Raw genomic sequence first — 19992 nt, 5'->3', positions numbered from 1 at the left:
AATCGCTTGAAAAAGCACAGCGCCCACCGAATAACACTTTGCAGGCGCGCGTTATTCCCCGTTTCTTCCCTTTATTAGCCATCAGAAGCACAGTTGCGGGAAAAAGCCGCATTACAGCCAGGATTTGCCGACCAAATGAGCGCCGGGAGGTCGTCGTGGCGCCAGCGTCTCGATATACTCGGCCCCTGCAAGCGCAAGAACCCCAGTCTTGAGGGGCTGCTGTGCCAAAACGTCGTTGGGTGCCATCCAGCCGATTTGGCAGAGTTTCCCTTTAGTACGCCTTACGAGAAACGCATCGAGCGGTGTATGTTGGTGCTGAAACGTTTTTCCAGAGACGGCTATCCACTTGAAATACCCATGAAGCGTCACGGGTCAGAGGCACCCTCGGCATGATCGAACTCGAACAAGAAGATCCTATCCCGCAAGGCGATCTCGCCCTGCAAATCACCGCACTCCCGCGTGAAACCAACGGTTTTGGCGATATCTTCGGCGGCTGGCTGGTCGCGCAGATGGACCTGGCCGGCACCGCCATGGCCAGCAAAGTGGCCGGCGGACGTGTCGCCACGGTGGCGATCGATCGCATGGCGTTCCTGGTGCCGGTGGCGGTCGGCGCACAATTGTCCTTCTATACCCAGGCCCTGGAAATCGGCCGCAGTTCGATCCAGATGATGGTCGAGGTGTGGAGCGACGACCCGCTGTCCAGCGAATGGCGCAAGGTGACCGAGGCGGTATTTGTGTTTGTCGCCATCGACGGCAGCGGCCGTACCCGCTCGGTGCCATCGCGCGCGCGTTAAACATCGCCGGGTTTTGACGGTCAATTGCCCCATTGCCTGCCATGAGAGAGCACTGCTATGCCTACGCCCCACGTTGAAACCGTGAAAATCGACGAGCTGGACTGCTGGCGCGTCCGCCACAACGGCGCCGAAGTGATGGTGGCCCAACAGGGCGCGCACATCTTCAGTTACCAGCGCCAGGGCGAGCAGCCAGTGATCTGGCCAAACACTGAGGCGGTATTCAAGCAGGGCAAAGGCATTCGTACCGGCGTGCCGGTGTGCTGGCCATGGTTTGGCGTATTCGACCGTAACCCGCAAAGCGTGAAGGCGATGCGCCAAAGCGACCAACTCGCGGGGGCCCATGGTTTTGTGCGCACGGCACTGTGGGAATTGGCTGCAACCGAACTTGAAGGCCAGGCATTGCGCGTCGACCTCGTATTGCCGGTGCCGGCGGGCGGCTTTCCCGGCTGGCCGCATCAGGTCGACCTGAAGCTGAGCCTGCTGCTGGACGATCAACTGCATATCCGCCTGACCAGCCACAACCGTGGCAGCGACACCGTGACCCTCAGCCAGGCGCTGCACACCTATTTTGCCGTGAGCGACGTACGCAACGTGCAGGTCGAAGGCCTGGACGGGCTGGCCTATATCGACACCGCCGACGGCTGGAGCCACAAACAGCAATCCGGCCTGCTGCACTTCAGTGCCGAGACCGACCGCATCTATCTGGACACGCCGGCGCAGTTGAGCATTGTCGATAAAGACTGGCAGCGTCGTCTCCAGCTCACCAGCCAAGGCTCGAACTCGACCGTGATCTGGAACCCCTGGACCGAACGCGCCAAGGCGTTCGACGACATGGCCGATGACGGCTGGCAGGGCATGCTGTGCATCGAAACGGCGAATGTGCTGGATGATGTGGTGGCACTGGCGCCGGGTGAAAGCCACACACTGGGCGTGAGCATCACAAGTCTCGCCTTGTAAATAACGAGCAAAATGTGGGAGCTGGCTTGCCTGCGATAGCATCACCGCGGTGTATCAGTCACACCAAGGTGGCTGCATCGCAGGCAAGCCAGCTCCCACACTGATTTGCGTTGTGGCTTAGAGGTCGGATTCCTTCACTGCCCGCACCTTCCCCGCATCCAGCGCATACGCCGCATCCGCCAAATCGTTATTGACCTTCTCCACCTTCAGCGTGCCCGTAACCCACAACGGCGTGTAGATATCATCCAGCTTCAGCCCCTTGGGATAACGCACCAGCACCAACTGGTTGGGCGGCGGAGGCGGCACGTGGATGCAGGCGCCTGGGTACGGCACCAAAAAGAACAGCGTGCTGCGGCCCTTGGCGTCGGTTTCCAGAGGCACCGGGTAGCCGCCGATGCGGATGTTCTTGCCATTCATGGCGGCCACGGTCTTGGTCGAATACATCACCGCCGGCAAGCCTTTGCTTTGCTTGAGGCCACCTTTGTCGGTGAACGTGCCTTGGGCTTCGGGGGAGTTGTGGTCGATCTCGGGCATGGCTTCGAGGGCTTTCTGGTCCGACAGCGGCATCAGGTCGAGCCAGTCGGTTTCCGGCAGTTCGCCAGCGTGCGCCAGGCCAGAGCCCAGCAAGAGGAGAGTCAACAGAAGACGGCGCATGGTGAGGCTCGGCAAGTACAGGTGGCGAGCATTCTAGCCCTCTGCGCCTGCGCAGCGCAGAGGGCTTTGTCGCTTAATTACTTTTTACGCAGCAGACCGTAGATCACCAGCAGCACGATGGCGCCGATCAGCGCACCGATAAAGCCTGCACCTTGACCTGCCTGGTAGATGCCCAGGGCCTGACCACCGTAGGTGGCGACCAGAGAACCTGCGATACCCAGCAGGATGGTCATGATCCAGCCCATGCTGTCGTCGCCTGGCTTGAGGAAACGCGCCAGCAGGCCGACGATCAAGCCGATAAAGATGGTTCCGATGATACCCATGGCATTTCCCTCTGATTGAATGTGAGTCATGCCAAAGCCTAGTCAGGCTTTGCCATCCTGCAATCAGAGAGACGGCGGTGACCAATGGTTCCCGCCGATCCTCAGGTTATTGCTCGGCGATCAGCGCTTCGACCTTGAGGATCTGGGCTTGCAGCGTCGCACGGTCCTTGCAGCGCAGGTTGGCGTGGCCGACCTTGCGTCCAGCCTTGAAGGCCTTGCCGTAGTGATGCAGATGGCAATCATCGATCGCGATCACGCGCTCAACCGGCGGCACAACGCCGATGAAGTTGAGCATGGCGCTTTCGCCGACCTTGGCCGTGGAGCCCAGTGGCAAGCCCGCCACCGCCCGCAGGTGGTTTTCGAACTGGCTGCACTCGGCGCCTTCGGTGGTCCAGTGCCCGGAGTTGTGCACACGCGGCGCGATTTCGTTGGCCTTGAGGCCACCGTCGACTTCAAAGAACTCGAACGCCATCACACCGACATAATCCAGCTGCTTGAGCACACGGCTGGAATAGTCTTCGGCCAGGGCCTGCAACGGGTGATCGGTGCTGGCCACGGACAGCTTGAGGATGCCGCTGTCGTGGGTGTTGTGCACCAACGGGTAGAAGCGGGTTTCGCCATCACGGGCACGCACGGCGATCAGCGAGACTTCACCGGTGAAGGGCACGAAGCCTTCCAGCAGGCAGGCGACGCTGCCCAGCTCGGCGAAGGTGCCGACCACATCGGCGGCGGTACGCAGCACTTTCTGGCCCTTGCCGTCATAACCCAGGGTGCGGGTTTTCAGCACGGCCGGCAGGCCGATGGAGGCGACTGCAGCGTCCAGGTCGGCCTGGGACTGGATGTCGGCGAAGGCCGGCGTCGGAATGCCCAAGTCCTTGAACATGCTCTTTTCGAACCAGCGGTCGCGAGCGATGCGCAAGGCTTCGGCGCTCGGGTACACCGGCACGAACTGCGACAGGAAGGCCACGGTTTCAGCCGGGACGCTTTCGAATTCGAAGGTCACCAGGTCGACTTCATCGGCCAGTTGGCGCAGGTGATCCGGGTCGCTGTAGTCAGCCCGCAGGTGTTCACCGAGGGCCGCCGCGCAAGCGTCCGGCGCCGGGTCCAGGAAAGCGAAGTTCATCCCCAGCGGGGTTCCCGCCAAGGCCAGCATGCGGCCCAGTTGGCCGCCACCGATTACACCGATTTTCATCAATCAATAACCTCAGGCGATGCGTGGGTCTGGATTGTCCAGCACGCTGTCTGTCTGCTCAGCACGGAATTTTTTCAGCACCGCATGAAACTGCGGGTGCTTGGCGCCCAGGATGCTGGCAGACAGCAAAGCGGCGTTGATCGCGCCGGCCTTGCCGATCGCCAGGGTGGCCACCGGGATACCGGCGGGCATCTGCACGATGGACAACAGCGAATCCACGCCCGAGAGCATCGACGACTGCACCGGCACACCGAGCACCGGCAGGTGGGTCTTGGCCGCACACATGCCTGGCAGGTGCGCCGCACCGCCGGCACCGGCGATGATCACCTCGATGCCACGGGATTCTGCTTCATCGGCATACTGGAACAGCAAATCCGGGGTGCGGTGGGCAGAGACCACTTTCACTTCATACGGAATGCCGAGTTTTTCCAGCATATCGGCGGTGTGGCTAAGGGTGGACCAATCGGACTTGGAGCCCATGATCACGCCAACCAATGCACTCATCGTCGTGCCTCTTCTCTCTGGGCGCCCGCAGGCGCGTCAAAAAACAACAAGCCACGCAGGAAATCCGGCGTGGCTTGTTGTACGAAATTTGGCCGGTTGGACCGGCCGAAGGCCGCGCAGTATACCGTAATAATCCAGATAAACAGCCCCTGGAATGACCATCTGTCCAGTGGCGCAAACCAGCGGTTTTATTGACTCCTGGGTCAGCGAAACCAGCGCAAATTCCCCATGGAAACGGGGTCAGTGTGGGAGCTGTCTGGCCTGCGGTAGCATCACCTGAATATGCCTGATGTACCGAGGCGTCTGCATCGCAGGCAAGCCAGCTCCCACACTAACCGCGTTCAACTGGAGGGGACTGCGCCGCCCCACCTTCCAACTTGCGCCACAACAACCGTACGTTGGCCTTGCGCACCAACGCGCAGCGATACAAACGAATCTCCAACGGCACATGCCATTGCGGCCCGCCGCACACCACCAGTTCGCCCCGCGCCAGTTCGGCACGCACACTCAGTTGCGGCACCCAGGCAATGCCCAGCCCTTCCAGCGCCATGCTTTTGAGGCTATCGGCCATGGCGGTTTCGTAGATGGTGGTAAAGCGCAGGGAGCGCTGGCGCAACAGCAGGTTTACCGAGCGCCCCAGGAATGCTCCGGCGCTGTAGGCCAGTAACGGCACACTGCCCTCGCCTTCCAGGTCAAACAGCGGCTTGCCGTCGGCATCGGCGGCGCACACTGGGAGCATTTCGGTGTTGCCCAGGTGCAGCGACGGGAAGATTTCCGGGTCCATTTGCATGGCCGCGTCCGGGTCGTAGAACGCCAGCATCAAATCGCAACCGCCTTCGCGCAGCGCATGCACCGCGTCGCCGACGTTGGTGGCAACCAGCCGCGTGGCAATGTTCAGGCCTTCATTGCGCAGTTGCGCGATCCAGCGCGGGAAGAAGCCCAGCGCCAGGGAATGCGCTGCCGCCACTTGCATGACCTCGCCCTGCCCGCCTTCCAGATGATGCAAATGGCGCAGCACTTCGCCGAGCTGCTCGACCACCGTGCGCGCGGTGACCAGAAACAGCTGCCCCGCCGCGGTCAATTCGACGGGCGTGCGTGAGCGGTTGACCAGGGTCAGGCCCAGCGCGGCTTCCAGGCTGCGAATACGCCGGCTGAAGGCCGGCTGGGTGACAAAGCGCCGCTCCGCCGCCTGGGAAAAGCTGCGGGTCGCCGCCAAGGCGCTGAAGTCTTCCAGCCATTTGCTCTCAAGGTTCATCACTTCCTCCCACGGGTACGCACCATTTTGGCACGCACGCCCGCCATGATAACCGGGTCACACCGACATTATGCCGTTTGTGCATAGGCCAGTGTTTAACAGCATTGGCCCAAAAACTCCCACAAGCCTAGCATTCGCAGCGTTCCGGCCAGTTCCGGGTCCATATCGAGATGATTTCCGTCATGTCCTCCGCTGCATCATTCCGCACAGAAAAAGACCTGCTTGGCGTACTCGAAGTACCTGCTCAAGCGTATTACGGCATCCAGACCCTGCGAGCGGTGAACAACTTCCGCCTCTCGGGCGTTCCGATTTCGCATTACCCGAAATTGGTGGTCGGCCTGGCAATGGTCAAGCAAGCGGCCGCTGACGCCAACCGCGAGTTGGGCCAGCTCAGCGAAGCCAAGCACGCTGCCATCAGCGAAGCCTGTGCCCGTCTGATCCGCGGCGATTTCCACGAAGAGTTCGTGGTGGACATGATTCAAGGCGGCGCCGGCACTTCAACCAACATGAATGCCAACGAAGTCATCGCCAACATCGCGTTGGAGGCCATGGGCCACAACAAGGGCGAATATCAGTACCTGCACCCTAACAACGACGTGAACATGGCGCAGTCGACCAACGACGCCTACCCGACCGCGATCCGCCTGGGTCTGCTGCTGGGCCACGACGCACTGCTGGCCAGCCTCGACAGCCTGATCCAGGCGTTCGCCGCCAAAGGCGTCGAATTCAGCCACGTGCTGAAAATGGGCCGCACCCAACTGCAAGACGCCGTGCCGATGACCCTCGGCCAGGAATTCCGTGCCTTCGCCACCACCCTGGGTGAAGACCTGGCCCGCCTGAAAACCCTGGCGCCAGAGCTGTTGACCGAAGTGAACCTGGGCGGCACCGCCATCGGCACCGGCATCAACGCCGACCCGCGTTACCAGGCCCTGGCCGTACAACGCCTGGCCGTTATCAGCGGCCAGCCAGTGGTCCCGGCTGCCGACTTGATCGAAGCCACCTCTGACATGGGCGCCTTCGTGCTGTTCTCCGGCATGCTCAAGCGTACCGCGGTGAAGCTGTCGAAGATCTGCAACGACCTGCGCCTGCTGTCCAGCGGCCCACGCACCGGCATCAACGAGATCAACTTGCCGGCACGCCAGCCAGGCAGCTCGATCATGCCCGGCAAGGTCAACCCGGTTATCCCGGAAGCCGTGAACCAGGTTGCGTTCCAGGTAATCGGCAACGATTTGGCCCTGACCATGGCGGCCGAAGGCGGCCAACTGCAGTTGAACGTGATGGAGCCGCTGATCGCCTTCAAGATCTTCGACTCGATCCGCCTGCTGCAACGCGCCATGGACATGCTGCGCGAACACTGCATCGTCGGCATCACCGCCAACGAAGCGCGTTGCCGCGAACTGGTGGAGCACTCCATCGGCCTGGTGACCGCGCTGAACCCGTACATCGGCTATGAAAACGCCACCCGCATTGCGCGTATCGCCCTAGAAAGCGGCCGCGGCGTGCTGGAACTGGTGCGTGAAGAAGGCTTGCTCGACGACGCCATGCTCGACGACATCCTGCGCCCCGAAAACATGATTGCCCCACGTCTGGTCCCGCTGAAGGCCTGACGGTTGTTGCACTGCTCACCAGGTTGAGGGACTAGACACCTCTCACCTTTTGAGGGCCTGAAGGCTCGTTCTTCAGGCCCTTTTTTTTGCCCCAAGGTTGTGAAATGACGCCCATAAAAAATCCAATATCGCCCTGCAAACCCTCCTTGCCTGCAACAGCTTGGCTGAAACCTTTAATCGCCCCGTGCAGACGGATCACGCTCTCCTAGGTATAGTGCCGCCCCTCTTCGCGTCAGAGATTGTCGGTAACGAGGTCCTGGACAGCGCGAAACCGCATGAATAACAACACCCGCAAAAGGATTGGGGTCGAAGCGTCGTGCACTGCCTGGTGCCGAGCGATGCGTCGCACCGTCCTGCGTTTTTGCCATTAGAAAAATCAGCGAGGAACACTCCATGCTCGAAGTCATCAACGACTTCCTCTCAGGGAAAGTACTGATCGTGCTCATTGTCGGGCTCGGCGGCTATTTCACGATTCGCTCGCGTTTCGTTCAGTTGCGCCACTTTTTCCACATGTTCTCGGTGTTCAAAGACAGCCTGAAGAGCAGCTCCGGCCAGCTCAGCTCGTTCCAGGCGCTGATGCTCAGCCTGGCCGGCCGTGTGGGTGCCGGTAACATCGCAGGCGTCGGTATCGCCGTGACGCTGGGCGGCCCCGGTGCCGTGTTCTGGATGTGGGTCACCGCGCTGGTGGGCATGTCCTCGAGCTTTATCGAATGCTCCCTCGGCCAGCTGTACAAGCGCACCGACGCTGAAGGCACCTACCGCGGCGGCCCGGCCTACTACATTCAGCACGGCCTGCAGAAGCGCTGGCTGGGTATGGTCATGGCGTTCCTGTTGCTGGTGACCTTCGGTTTCGCCTTCAACGGCCTGCAAGCCCACGCTGTGACCCACTCGCTGAACAACGCGTTCGGCCTGGACACCACCTACACAGGCCTCGCGCTGGCGGTATTGCTGGGCCTGGTGTTCATTGGCGGGATCAAGCGTATCGCCTCGATCGCCGACCTGCTGGTGCCGGTCAAGACGCTGGTCTACATCGCCGTGACCCTGTACGTGATCGTGCTGCAATTCGACCATGTGCCGGCCATGCTCGCGACCATCGTCAAGAGCGCCTTCGGCCTCGACCAGGCCTTCGGTGGCCTGGTGGGCAGCGCGATCATCATGGGTGTGAAGCGCGGCGTGTTCGCCAACGAAGCCGGTTTGGGCAGTGCGCCTAACGTGGCGGCAGTGGCCTCGGTAGAACACCCGATCGCCCAAGGTGTGGTGCAAGCGTTCAGCGTGTTCCTGGACACCTTCGTGATCTGCACCTGCACCGCGTTGCTGATCCTGCTCTCCGGTTTCTACACCCCGGGCTTTGAAGGCGACGGCATTGCCCTGACCCAGAACTCCCTGGCGGCGGTCGTCGGCGACTGGGGCCGGATGTTCATCTCGGTGGCCCTGGCGTTGTTCGTGTTCACCTCGATCATGTACAACTACTACCTCGGCGAGAGCAACCTGCGCTTCATCGTGGGCGACAACCGCAAGGTGCTGATGGGCTACCGCGCGCTGGTGCTGGTGCTGATTTTCTGGGGTTCCATCGAGAACCTCGGCACCGTATTCGCCTTCGCCGACATCACCATGACCCTGCTGGCGTTCGTCAACCTGTTCGCCCTGGCGTTCCTGTTCAAGATCGCCATGCGCATCCTGAACGACTACGACAGCCAGCGCGCGGCGGGCATCAAGACGCCGGTGTTCGACTCCAGCCAGTTCCCTGACCTGGACCTGGACCGCAAGGCCTGGCCTGCGAACCCGGTGAAGCCTGAGCCTGGCGCTCAAGCCTCGGCTGAACTGAACGCTCAAGCGCCACGCTGAGCGCAGCAAGCCTAGATAGATGACACGCCGCCCGGCCTTGGGCATGCTCTGGGCCCGGCGGCGTTTTTCGTTCAGGAGAAGTCTCGATGACCACAGCTAACACCATCATGGTGCTCTACACCGGCGGCACCATCGGCATGCAAGCCAGCGCCAACGGCCTGGCCCCGGCATCCGGTTTTGAAGCGCGCATGCGCGAACAGCTTGCCACCCTGCCACTGCCTGCCTGGCGCTTCCGGGAAATGGCGCCCCTGATCGACAGCGCCAACATGACCCCGGCCTACTGGCAGCGCCTGCGCGTCGCGGTGATTGAAGCCGTGGACGAGGGCTGCGACGCAGTACTGATCCTGCACGGCACCGACACCCTGGCTTACAGCGCGGCGGCCATGAGCTTCCAGTTGCTCGGCCTGCCGGCGCCGGTGGTGTTCACCGGTTCCATGCTGCCCGCCGGCGTGCCCGACAGCGACGCCTGGGAAAACGTCAGTGGCGCCCTGCACGCGTTGGGCGAAGGCTTGTCGCCGGGCGTTCAGCTGTATTTCCATGGCGCGCTGATGGCGCCGACCCGTTGCGCGAAAATCCGTAGTTTCGGTCGCCACCCGTTTGCTGCCCTGCAACGCAACGGGGGTGTCGCCCAGGCCGAAATGATCCCGGCCGCCCTGCATTACCGTCAGCCCAAAGCGTTGGCCAACGTCGGCGTGCTGCCGCTGGTGCCGGGTATCGCCGCCGGGCAGCTCGATGCGCTGATCGACAGCGGCATTCAGGCGCTGGTGCTCGAATGCTTCGGCAGCGGCACCGGGCCGAGTGACAACCCGGCCTTCCTCGCCAGCCTCAAGCGTGCGCAGGACCTGGGTGTGGTCGTCGTCGCAATCACCCAATGCCATGAGGGCGGCGTGGAACTGGACGTGTACGAAGCTGGCAGCCGTCTGCGCGGCGTGGGCGTGCTTTCCGGTGGCGGCATGACCCGCGAAGCGGTGTTCGGCAAGCTAAACGCCTTGCTCGGCGCCGGCCTCGAAATCAGCGAGGTCCGCCGCCTGGTAGAACTGGACCTGTGCGGCGAACTGAGCTGACCGGCATGTAACTTGCTCCCCTTCCAGCCATCCCCTGGCTGGAAGTTCCCATGCTGCACTCCCACCTCACCACCCTCAATGCCGTCTCTTTGGTGCTCAACACTTTCAAGGCCGAAGGTTTGCCGTTTGAGGCGCTGCTGGCCGGCAGTGGTATCTGCGCGGCGGACCTGAGCCGCTCCGACACGCGCATCACCACCAATCAGGAGATGCGTGTGTGTGCCAACGCCGTGGCCCTGCGCCAGGATGTCGGCCTGGAGCTGGGGCGCCAAATGCATGTGTCGGCCTACGGCATGCTCGGTTACGCCCTGCTCACCAGTGCCACCTTCGGTGACGCTTTGCGCCTGGCCCTGCGTTATCCGGCGCTGTTGGGAACACTTTTCGAGCTGAGCCTTGAAGAGGACGGCGATCGCATCTGGTTCACCGCCAGCGACTACCGCGAAAACCCTGCGCTGGAAATGTTCAACGTCGAACTGTGCCTGGCCTCGCTCAAGGTGATCTGCGACGACCTGCTCGGCCAGCCCCTGCCGCTGCTCGCCGCACGCTTTGAACATGACGCCCCGGACTACCGCACGCGCTACACCGAACGCTTCCCTTGCCCGTTGCAGTTTCAGGCCACCGCCAACGCCTTTGCCTTCGACAAGCACTGGCTCGACCGGCCGCTGCTGCTGGCTGACGCAATTACCCACCAGGCCATGGCCGAGCGCTGCCGCAAACAGAACCTGGAGTTCACCGGGCGCCAGGCCTGGCTGGGCAGGATTCGCCAGCTGCTCACCGCCCAACTCAACGCGGCACCTGGCCTGGAAGGCCTGGCCGAGCAGATGAACTGTTCGGCGCGCACCCTGCGTCGGCATCTGCACGACCTGGGCTGCAGCTATCAGGAACTGCTCGACGAGCTGCGCTTTGAGCGCGCCAAGCAACTGCTGGCCGAAGACCAATGGCCGATCTATCGGATTGCCGAGGCGTTGGGCTTCAGCGAAACGGCAAGCTTCAGGCATGCGTTTGTCCGCTGGAGTGGCGTGGCGCCGAGCCAATTTCGACCGTGACGCCCCATTGAGGGGCGAATTTCGGACAGACAATTTGGCCATATTCATCCCCTTTTGGCCGCTCCTGCCATTCTCATAAACCGCGTCCGCCGCAAGACTGCATCCACCGATACAGCCTGCGGAGAACAACAAATGCTGACGATCTACTCGGACGATCACCACCTGCACCACGGCCGTTGCGAACTGATGGACGGGCAACTGATGCCGTGCTTTGAGATGCCCTCGCGTGCCGACCACGTGCTGCAACGGGTCAAGGACCGTGAACTGGGGCCGGTCAACGCGCCACAGGACTTTGGCCTGGCACCGCTGCAACGCATTCACAGCCGTGACTACCTGGATTTCTTCAAAGGTGCCTGGGAGCGCTGGACCGAATTTGGCCAGGACGGCGACCTGCTGCCCTACACCTGGCCCGCCCGCACCTTGCGCCGCGTGTTGCCCACCAGCCTGCACGGGCAGCTCGGTTACTACAGCTTCGACGGCGGCGCGCCGATTACCGCCGGCACCTGGCAAGCGGCCTACAGCGCGGCGCAAGTCGCCCTCACCGCCCAGGCCGCCATCCAACAGGGCGCCCACAGCGCCTTCGCCCTGTGCCGCCCGCCGGGGCATCACGCCGCCAGCGACTTGATGGGCGGTTATTGCTACCTCAATAACGCCGCCATCGCCGCCCAGGCCTTTCTCGATCAGGGCCACAAAAAAGTCGCGATTCTCGATGTGGATTACCACCACGGCAACGGCACCCAGTCGATTTTCTATGAGCGCAGCGATGTGCTGTTCACCTCGATCCACGGCCATCCGGAAGCGGAATTTCCGTTTTTTCTGGGTTATGCCGATGAGCTGGGCGACGGCGCGGGTGAAGGTTTCAACTTCAACTATCCGCTGCCCGCCGGCTCCGGCTGGGACACCTGGAGCGCCGCGCTGGAGCAGGCCTGCCAGGAAATTACGCGCTACGGCGCCGACATCATCGTCGTGTCCCTGGGTGTGGACACCTTCAAGGACGACCCGATCTCGCAGTTCAAGCTCGACAGCCCGGATTACCTGGCCATGGGCGCGCGTATCGCCCGGCTGGGCAAACCCACGCTGTTCGTGATGGAAGGCGGCTATGCGGTGGAAGAAATCGGCATCAACGCCGTCAACGTTCTCGAAGGTTTTGAAGGGGCAGCCCAATGAACATGCTCAAGTCACTCGTGCTCTGCGCCGCCGTTATCAGTGGCGCGGCGCATGCCGAAGAGAAAACCCTGCGGGTCTACAACTGGTTCGACTACATCACGCCCAAAGCGCTGGATGACTTCAAGGCACAGCACTCCGACATCAAGCTGGTGTACGACATTTTCGACACCAACGAGGCGCTGGAAGCCAAGCTGCTGACCGGCAACTCCGGCTATGACGTGGTGGTGCCGTCCAACGTGTTTCTGGCCAAACAGATCGAAGCCGGCGTATTCCAGCCGCTGGACCGCAGCCAGCTGCCGAACTGGAACCACCTCGATCCCAAGCTGATGAAGCTGATCGAAGCCAACGACCCGGGCAATAAATTCGCCGTGCCCTACATGTACGGCACCATTCTCATCGGCTTCAACCCGGCCAAGGTCAAGGCCGCGCTGGGTGACAACGCACCGGTGGACAGCTGGGACCTGATCTTCAAGGAAGAAAACATCAGCAAGCTCAAGCAGTGCGGCGTCGCGCTGCTGGACTCGCCTTCGGAGATTCTGCCGCTGGCCCTGCAACACCTGGGCCTTGACCCCAACAGCAACAACCCCAAGGACTATGAAAAAGCCGAAGCGCTGCTGATGAAAATCCGCCCCTACATCACGTACTTCCACTCCTCCAAGTACATGGCCGATATCGCCAACGGTGACATCTGTGTGGCCGTCGGCTATTCCGGCAGCTTCTCCCAGGCCGCCAACCGCGCCAAAGAGGCGAAGAACGGCGTGACCGTGGACATGCGCCTGCCCAAGGAAGGTGCGCCGATCTGGTTCGACATGCTCGCCATCCCCAAAGGCGCCAAGAACCCGCAGGACGCCTACACCTTTATCAACTACCTGCTGCAACCACAGGTGATCGCGCCAATCAGCGATTTTGTCGGCTACCCCAACCCCAACAAAGACGCGACCGAGCAGGTGGATGCGTCGATTCGCAACAACCCCAACCTGTACCCGACCGAGGCGGCCATGGCCACGCTCTACACCTTGAAACCACTGGGGCGCGACGCCGAGCGCGCTCGCACGCGGGCCTGGACCAAGATCAAGTCGGGCACCTGACACCCCACCGCCAACGGACAGTCAGTGACCCTGAGACTGACTGTCCGCCACCCATCTGCTCACAAAAGAACCTGCCACCCGAGCAGCGCTGCAACCTCCCTGGTCGCTGAGCCCGTCGGCCACCGGCAACGCACACTCCCCGCCGCCGCTAACTAAGTAATGCCCGCCCCCTCCTCATCGCGCCTAACGTGAGCGCGATTGTCGCCGCAAGATCAGCCAGGAACCGCTACAGCCAGGGTCTGCGCGCTGAGGCCCACGGGCGACCTCGCGTATTTCTCAAGGCCAAGGAGTGCCCATGAAAGACCTCGTTCCAACCGAAAACAGCGGATTACTAGCGCAGCTGGCCACCGGCCCGTCCCTGCGTGAAGTGGCTTGCACCACCTTGCGTGCGGCGCTGCGCGAGCTGTATCCGGAGCTGGATATCAACCCGGACCTGGCCATCGTCAACGCCCCGCAATGGCTCGAACTGGGCGGCGACATCATCCCCGCCAAGCCGGCAACGGACACCCTCACCGGCGCCCTGACACGCAGTGCAATCTCCCGCGTGCCAGTGACTTACCTTGATCGCGAACACTACTTGGCGTACCCCTCAGGCAATGGTCCCGACGTGCACCTGCCCGTCAGGATCGACGCGATAGGCCGACTGATCAATGAGCTGGCGCCGTTGCTGTTCGTGGCCTTCCAGGAGCAACAGATAGATTTCTGGAACCGGAGCGCAGGCACCACCGGCCCACGCTGGCAGCTATTTGCCCAGTCGCTGCGCGATGTGTGGAACGTGCAGGAGGTTCATGGCTGGAACGCCGACGACTGCGCCGTGGCGCGGGCGGTGTTCCACTGTCCCGAGTTCGTCAAGCGCCAGCCCCACGACCCGTACGCGACACGCGCCTACCTGGTGGACATCGATGCGCAGGACGCCAACGGCGCCCAGCACATCAGCGTTACGGCCATGGCCGTGCTGATCGCGCATCACGGTGAACAGACCATCATCCTCAGCTACTCGATCGATACCGGCTATGCAAAATTTGCCAGCCTGGAGGCCTTCGGCCAGGCACTGCTGCCCTATATCGCCGACTTGCCCGGCAAAACCCTGAACTGGCGCTTGCTGGAACCGGACGGCAACTTTTTCGAACACCAGGCCTTCAGCCTGATCAGCTTGCAAATCGAAGCCATGGGCGATCTCGACCTGGCCGATGCGGCCCCCAAATCGCTGTTGCCCGCCCGCGCTATCGGCATGCAAGGGGCCGAGCTGGCGCTTCTCGATCAGTCGCGTATTGGCACCACGCGACGGGCATTGCCGGCCTGGCTGCTGCAGGCCTCCGAAACCGATCAGTCAGCCTACGGGCGCTACATGATGGACCTGGCCGCGCTGAGCCTTCAAAGCGACGGCAAGACCTTCATGGACGAACTGCCAACCCTCACCGACTTCACCCGCACGGCCTTGCGCACAGCGCTCATCAAGGACCATCCGCAGGCCTCATCACTGGATCTGGACCGCGTGACAATAACGATCACCAGCCAAGTCGTGTGGGGGACCGTCGCGCTGCCTAGCCAGACGCAAACCCTGACCTTGAGCCTGGTCGAGCTGGCCTTGCAAAACCTCGTCGCGCTGCCGCTGGGCAACAAGACTGTGAGTTACCAGAACGGCAGCCCGACACCCGCGTGGATGACCGCAGACTACCTGGAGCAACTGGTCACCCAGGCAGACATCGGCAAGCACTACCCCGAACGGGTCAACACACTGCTGCTGGCCAATCCCGAGCAAGCCTTGCGGCGCCAACAGTTGTACGCCGGACAACTGAGCCTGCAACTGCCCTTGCTGGCGCTGCAGTACAAGATTCGAGGCCTGTTCGACGTTGACGAACAGGGTTATCGCTACGTGCACGCGGTCATGGCCAGCAGCGCGCAACACCGCCGAGTGGATGGCGTCACCGTGGTAATCCGGCCGCTGACACTGCGCCCCCGGTGGCGCGTGAGCGGCGCCACCGACAGCGTCGATAACATGTTTCTCATTGGGCCACAGGACCCTGCGAGTGGCCCTTGCCTGTTGTATCGACCATTGTCCAACGAACCCTTGGTGCAGTTTCCCTCACAGGCCAACCTGCTTTACGCCATCAAGCAGGACACGCCGTTACGCCAGTCGGTACTGGCCTGGTTGCCCGACGCTGTGCGCCAGGATTACGCCCAGTTTGTCTTCCCCGGCAGCGTGCCTTCACCCTGGGTCCTGCCGACGCTGCTCAGCGAGCCGGTGAGTTCGATGGTGATGAGCGGCCCGATTGAGTTCGGCACCCAGGCGCTGGGCGCGGACTGCCTCGCGGTGCTGTACAACGCCAACGCCCGCGCCCTGTTGACACTGGCCGACCGTCAATCGGTGTCCAATGCCGAGGCTCGCTGGGAAAGCTTCAAGCATGCAGGCTGGATTGTTCTGAATGCGGCGCTGCCGTTCATGGGCCGCACAGCGGGCGCCGCAGCCTGGATCTGGCAACTCATGGATGACCTGCAGCAGGTTATCGAGGCCCGAGAAAGCGGCGATCAAACGGCGGGCGTGAGTGCTGCCGTGGACTTTTTTCTGACCCTGGGCATGGCCCTGGCGCTGCACATCAGCCTGCAGCGCGCGCCGGCGCGTGCGCCTGAAAAACGCCCGCCGCCGGCAGCGTCGTTACCGGCCAAACCGTCGATCATCCAGCACCCCACGCTCGACACCGCGCACCTGCCGACTGACCATGACATCAACCTCCACACCCGCGGCGCCCTCACGCGTAACCGCAACAGCCTGGACGCGACACTGGACAGTTTCAGCCTGGCCAAACCCGCCGGGCTGGGCGACATAATCACCCAGCCCGGCCCTCATCTGCACCTCTACCCCAAGGGCCAGGCGTGGTACGTCCCGGTGGCGCAGCGCTGGTTCGAAGTGACGCTCGATGAAAACGACACCGTGCTGATCATCGACCCCAAAGACCCAAACCGCGAAGGCCCGGCCTTGATTGGCAACCGTCTCGGCCAATGGTTTGTCGACACCCGGTTGCGCCTGCGCGGCGGCGGAATGCGCAGCCGGCGACAGAAAGGCCAGCGCCTGAGGCCGCCGAAAATCCGCGAACTGCGTGAGCAACTGGCAGCCTTCGACACACATGTCGAACAACGACGCCAGGACATGATGGGTTTGCAGCAGGCCATCGATCACGCGCCACCGGCCGATCGCGCAGAGGCCCGCACCACCTACCTGACGCACGTCAGCAGGCGCCTGGAAGAATTGGACGTACCGATCGCCCAGCTCAAATCGCTGAACATCCTCGATACCGTGCCGACGTATCAGGAAGCCATGCTCGGCTACCTGCATGACCAGATGATCCTGGCGCGAAGTGCCACCGCCGAACAGATGATCCGCTTTCGAGACGGCCTGCACACCGTGTCTGAATACCTGGACAACGAGGACTTGCCAGACACCCCGATGGCCCTGGAAGACTGCCGTGCCGTCGACGCGTCGACCCAGGCCATGGTCGAGCGCATCAGTTACCTGCAATCACGGTTCAAGGAGGCCCGCGCCCTGGGGGTCAAAGGCGTGGAACTGGTGCTGCGCCACGAACAGGTGCTGCCCAAGATAACGCTGGATGACCTCAAGGCGTTCCGGATCACCCTGTCACGCTTCCTCTGCGTGAATGAAGCCGCCTCGGCCAGCAAAGACACTGCCCGTTCGGTGATCGCCCAGATGGTCGATCGGGCCGAACTGGCGGTACAGAGCCTGTGCGAAGCCTTGCAGCCAGACAATCTGGCCACGCTGGATGAACAGATCGAGGTCCTCGACAGCCTGGTAGACCAGTTCACTGGACTGGATCAAAGCCTGGCCGATTTGCCGGCCGATTTTCCACTGGACGTGCATCGCCCGGCCCTGGAGACCTTGCAGCAGCTCACCGAAGAGTTCGCCCAACGGGCGGTCAAGCAAATGACCACGCTGCTGCGCGAGCGCAAGGCCCTGGAGTCGGCGATTGCCGGTCCCTCGACGCCTGTGCCCAGACCGCAGAAAAAGGTGATCAAGACCCGCTTCCAGGGCATCGTGGTCGGCGAAGAACGCCCGCCACAACGGGGAGAACCGACCCCGCTGGTGGAGGTCAAGCAAGCACTGACCGGCAAGGTGATTGCCCTGTTTCATAAAAAGGACGGGGTATGGGTTGAGCGTGAGCGTACGGGGGCGCGGCCCACTGCGCGGGCGCAGTCGCGAAACGTGGCCGCCGGTATCGCCAGTGCTCAGGCGCTGCTCGACGATGTCGAACAGTTCATCACGCGCACCCAGCGCCTGGCCGGCGAGGCAAAACGCCTGCCCGTGGAGATCGAAGAGCGTTTCCACCGCCGCGCCGCGCAGCTGGCCCAGGCTGGCGAGGACATTGAGGAGGCATTGACCGCCAGCAATATGACCGAAAGCGGCTCACCGTCGGCCGCCTTGATCAACCGCAGCCTCGATGCCGCGATCAAACGCCTCTACGCCGAGGGCCTGCGCACCCGGCTCGACATGCTCAAGCAGCGCCCACCGACGGCCGCGCATGTCGAACTGCTGTACCGTGAAAACGAGATCATCATCAAACCGCTGCCAGGCCCACGCAGCAAGCTTTCCGGCCGCCACAAGGGCTATTTGAAGGAGTACGAAATCCTCGACGCCAAACACTCGAATGCGCTGTGGTACGCCCACTTTCACTACAAGGACCTGGTCAGTCCCGAGGAGGCCTACACCGCCGCGCACCTCAAGACCCAATCGCAGCGGCGTCTGGGCGGCAAGTATGAAGCGCCGGCCAAGGCCGATGACCGCGACAATATCGCGGTGTACCGCAGTGAGATCGGGCCGTTGCTGGCGCGATCACTGTTCTTCAAGACTGCCGCCTTGCCGGTGCCCCGGCGCTGAAGGTGGTGGCTGACAACCCCAGGCGCGGTACAACCGTCCAAGCGCCTGCGCGATGCTCGCCGGCGGCACGGCGGCAAACCCCAAGACCAGCCCGGCGCGCTGGTCGGGAGCAGTGCTGGAATCCGGCAGCCAATAGGCGCTCAAGCCATTGACCTCGACCCCCACGGCGTGGGCCTGCGCCACCAATTGCTGTTCGCGGGCGAGGCTGTCCACTCGCACCGTGAGGTGCAAGCCTGCCGCGACAGTGGGCAGGCTGCTCACGCCCGGCAGCTCACCGGGCCAGCCGCTCAACAGCGCGTCACGCCGGCTCAGTGCAGCACGTCGCATACGCCGGATATGCCGCTGAAAGTGCCCCGCCGCCATGAACTCCGCCATCACCGCCTGGGTACTGACCTCCGAGTGGCGCATGTCGACCGCACGGCGCCGCGCAAACGCATCCACCAGGGCCGGCGGCAACACCAGGTAACCCAGACGCAACGCGGGAAACGCCACTTTGCCGAATGTGCCCACGTACAACACCCGCCCCTTGCGATCCAGCGCGGCCAAAGGCGACAAGGGTGCGCCGCTGTAGCGGTACTCGCCGTCGTAGTCATCCTCGATGATCCAACCGCCCGTGCGCTCGGCCCAGGCCAGCAATTCCAGGCGGCGGGCCAGGCTCATGACCACGCCCAACGGGTACTGGTGGGAGGGGGTGACATACGCCACGCGACAATCGCTCAGGGTATTGAGCACCTGGCAGTCAATGCCCTCGCCGTCCACGGGTACGCCGTGCAGGCGCCCACCGGCCAGGGTAAACGCGTGACCGGCGGCGCGGTAGCCCGGATTTTCTACCGCCACGCCATCGCCCGGCTCTACCAGCAACTGTGCACAAAGGCTGATTGCCTGTTGCGCGCCGCAGGTGATCACAATTTGCTCAGCGGCACATTGCATTCCCCTGGAGCTGCGCAAATAAGCGGCAATCAGACCGCGCAGGCGCGCGTCACCCGCCGGGTCGCCGTAGCACAGCTGCTCAAGGTCCGGTTTGCGCCAAAAAGCCCCATTCAGCTTGGCCCAGACCTCAAACGGAAACAGATCAAAGGCAGGCACACCCACGCGAAATGCCCGTGGCGGCCCCGACGGAGGCCGGGACAGATGGTTGGTTTTTACCCGCGCCAGGCTGGTGCTGTGGATAACTTCATGGTCCAGATCTTCCGGCAAATCCGCGCATTTTGTGGATAAGGCTGGGGATAAGCCTGTTGAAAACCCTGTGGATACTTTTGTGGATAGTTTTTTCGGCGTCGGCAACTGGGCAACGTAGGTGCCGTCGCCAACGCGACTCTCGATAAATCCCTCTGCATACAGCTGGTCATAGGCGCGCACCACACTGTTGCGGGAAATCGACAACGCCGCCGCCAGATCACGGGTGGCGGGCAACCGCGTGCCGCTGACCAGCCGCCCGTCCAACACGCGCTGGCGCAGGGCGTCATACAGCTGGCGCGTCAAACCCAGGCGGCGATCCAGCTCAATCCCAGCGGGGTTGAATGACAGCGGCGGTGTGATGGACGACATATTGGACCTATGAAATTGGTGCCAGTTGGCTCTTACAACAGACCAATAGCCTGCCTAGGATGC

Annotated in this window: 16 protein-coding genes; 9 read left to right on the top strand and 7 right to left on the bottom strand. The window is 62.5% G+C overall.

Annotated elements, in window-relative coordinates; translation table 11 throughout:
* Window positions 1-389 precede the first annotated feature (389 nt).
* Both ACM530_RS10390 and ACM530_RS10385 read left to right on the top strand, forming a co-directional pair.
* Window positions 390-794: an acyl-CoA thioesterase gene (locus ACM530_RS10390; protein ID WP_003176975.1), complete on the top strand. Its 405-nt coding sequence runs from the start codon at window positions 390-392 to the stop codon at window positions 792-794.
* A 57-nt stretch (window positions 795-851) separates the two neighbouring features.
* On the top strand, window positions 852-1751 hold the full coding sequence (locus ACM530_RS10385) for a D-hexose-6-phosphate mutarotase (RefSeq protein ID WP_416364727.1): 900 nt from the start codon (window positions 852-854) through the stop codon (window positions 1749-1751).
* A 117-nt stretch (window positions 1752-1868) separates the two neighbouring features.
* Here ACM530_RS10385 and ACM530_RS10380 read toward each other — a convergent pair whose 3' ends face one another.
* The 5 genes from ACM530_RS10380 to ACM530_RS10360 form a co-directional block, all read right to left on the bottom strand.
* Complete coding sequence (locus ACM530_RS10380) at window positions 1869-2405, bottom strand: DUF3299 domain-containing protein (protein WP_106575906.1); 537 nt, start codon at window positions 2403-2405, stop codon at window positions 1869-1871.
* A gap of 77 nt (window positions 2406-2482) precedes the next feature.
* Window positions 2483-2728 (bottom strand): GlsB/YeaQ/YmgE family stress response membrane protein, encoded by a 246-nt coding sequence (locus ACM530_RS10375; RefSeq protein WP_010168336.1) that lies wholly within the window; start codon window positions 2726-2728, stop codon window positions 2483-2485.
* A gap of 106 nt (window positions 2729-2834) precedes the next feature.
* Window positions 2835-3920, bottom strand: coding sequence for a 5-(carboxyamino)imidazole ribonucleotide synthase (locus ACM530_RS10370; protein ID WP_083356067.1), 1086 nt, complete (start codon window positions 3918-3920; stop codon window positions 2835-2837).
* Window positions 3921-3932: 12 nt separating this feature from the next.
* Window positions 3933-4424, bottom strand: a complete 492-nt coding sequence (purE, locus tag ACM530_RS10365) for a 5-(carboxyamino)imidazole ribonucleotide mutase (RefSeq protein WP_003195648.1) — start codon at window positions 4422-4424, stop codon at window positions 3933-3935.
* Between the two features lie 331 nt (window positions 4425-4755).
* Window positions 4756-5679, bottom strand: coding sequence for a LysR substrate-binding domain-containing protein (locus tag ACM530_RS10360; RefSeq protein ID WP_106575908.1), 924 nt, complete (start codon window positions 5677-5679; stop codon window positions 4756-4758).
* Window positions 5680-5861: 182 nt separating this feature from the next.
* On the opposite strand from ACM530_RS10360, the gene aspA reads away from it, so the two are divergent.
* Window positions 5862-7286: an aspartate ammonia-lyase gene (aspA, locus tag ACM530_RS10355; protein ID WP_025854459.1), complete on the top strand. Its 1425-nt coding sequence runs from the start codon at window positions 5862-5864 to the stop codon at window positions 7284-7286.
* A 31-nt stretch (window positions 7287-7317) separates the two neighbouring features.
* Here aspA and ACM530_RS10350 read toward each other — a convergent pair whose 3' ends face one another.
* Window positions 7318-7485 (bottom strand): hypothetical protein, encoded by a 168-nt coding sequence (locus ACM530_RS10350; RefSeq protein WP_170036668.1) that lies wholly within the window; start codon window positions 7483-7485, stop codon window positions 7318-7320.
* Window positions 7486-7679: 194 nt separating this feature from the next.
* Here ACM530_RS10350 and ACM530_RS10345 point away from each other — a divergent pair, with 194 nt between their 5' ends.
* From ACM530_RS10345 to ACM530_RS10320, 6 genes are all read left to right on the top strand, one after another.
* Window positions 7680-9131 (top strand): alanine/glycine:cation symporter family protein, encoded by a 1452-nt coding sequence (locus tag ACM530_RS10345; protein WP_416364726.1) that lies wholly within the window; start codon window positions 7680-7682, stop codon window positions 9129-9131.
* An 86-nt stretch (window positions 9132-9217) separates the two neighbouring features.
* On the top strand, window positions 9218-10195 hold the full coding sequence (locus ACM530_RS10340; protein WP_242201203.1) for an asparaginase: 978 nt from the start codon (window positions 9218-9220) through the stop codon (window positions 10193-10195).
* A 50-nt stretch (window positions 10196-10245) separates the two neighbouring features.
* Window positions 10246-11238, top strand: a complete 993-nt coding sequence (locus tag ACM530_RS10335; protein ID WP_416364725.1) for an AraC family transcriptional regulator — start codon at window positions 10246-10248, stop codon at window positions 11236-11238.
* A gap of 132 nt (window positions 11239-11370) precedes the next feature.
* Complete coding sequence (locus ACM530_RS10330) at window positions 11371-12405, top strand: histone deacetylase family protein (RefSeq protein WP_404486018.1); 1035 nt, start codon at window positions 11371-11373, stop codon at window positions 12403-12405.
* A complete protein-coding gene (locus ACM530_RS10325; protein ID WP_145158264.1) occupies window positions 12402-13493 on the top strand; it encodes a polyamine ABC transporter substrate-binding protein in 1092 nt (363 codons plus the stop codon). Before ACM530_RS10330 ends, ACM530_RS10325 begins: the two co-directional genes overlap by 4 nt.
* A 295-nt stretch (window positions 13494-13788) precedes the next feature.
* Complete coding sequence (locus tag ACM530_RS10320) at window positions 13789-18381, top strand: dermonecrotic toxin domain-containing protein (protein WP_416364724.1); 4593 nt, start codon at window positions 13789-13791, stop codon at window positions 18379-18381.
* On the opposite strand, the gene ACM530_RS10315 is transcribed toward ACM530_RS10320, so the two are convergent.
* Window positions 18337-19929 (bottom strand): PLP-dependent aminotransferase family protein, encoded by a 1593-nt coding sequence (locus ACM530_RS10315; RefSeq protein ID WP_416364723.1) that lies wholly within the window; start codon window positions 19927-19929, stop codon window positions 18337-18339. The genes ACM530_RS10320 and ACM530_RS10315 overlap by 45 nt on opposite strands.
* Window positions 19930-19992: the final 63 nt, after the last annotated feature.

The sequence above is a fragment of the Pseudomonas sp. NFX183 genome (assembly GCF_047943075.1).
Lineage (GTDB): Bacteria > Pseudomonadota > Gammaproteobacteria > Pseudomonadales > Pseudomonadaceae > Aquipseudomonas.
This window is presented reverse-complemented; position numbering and strand designations above follow the sequence as displayed.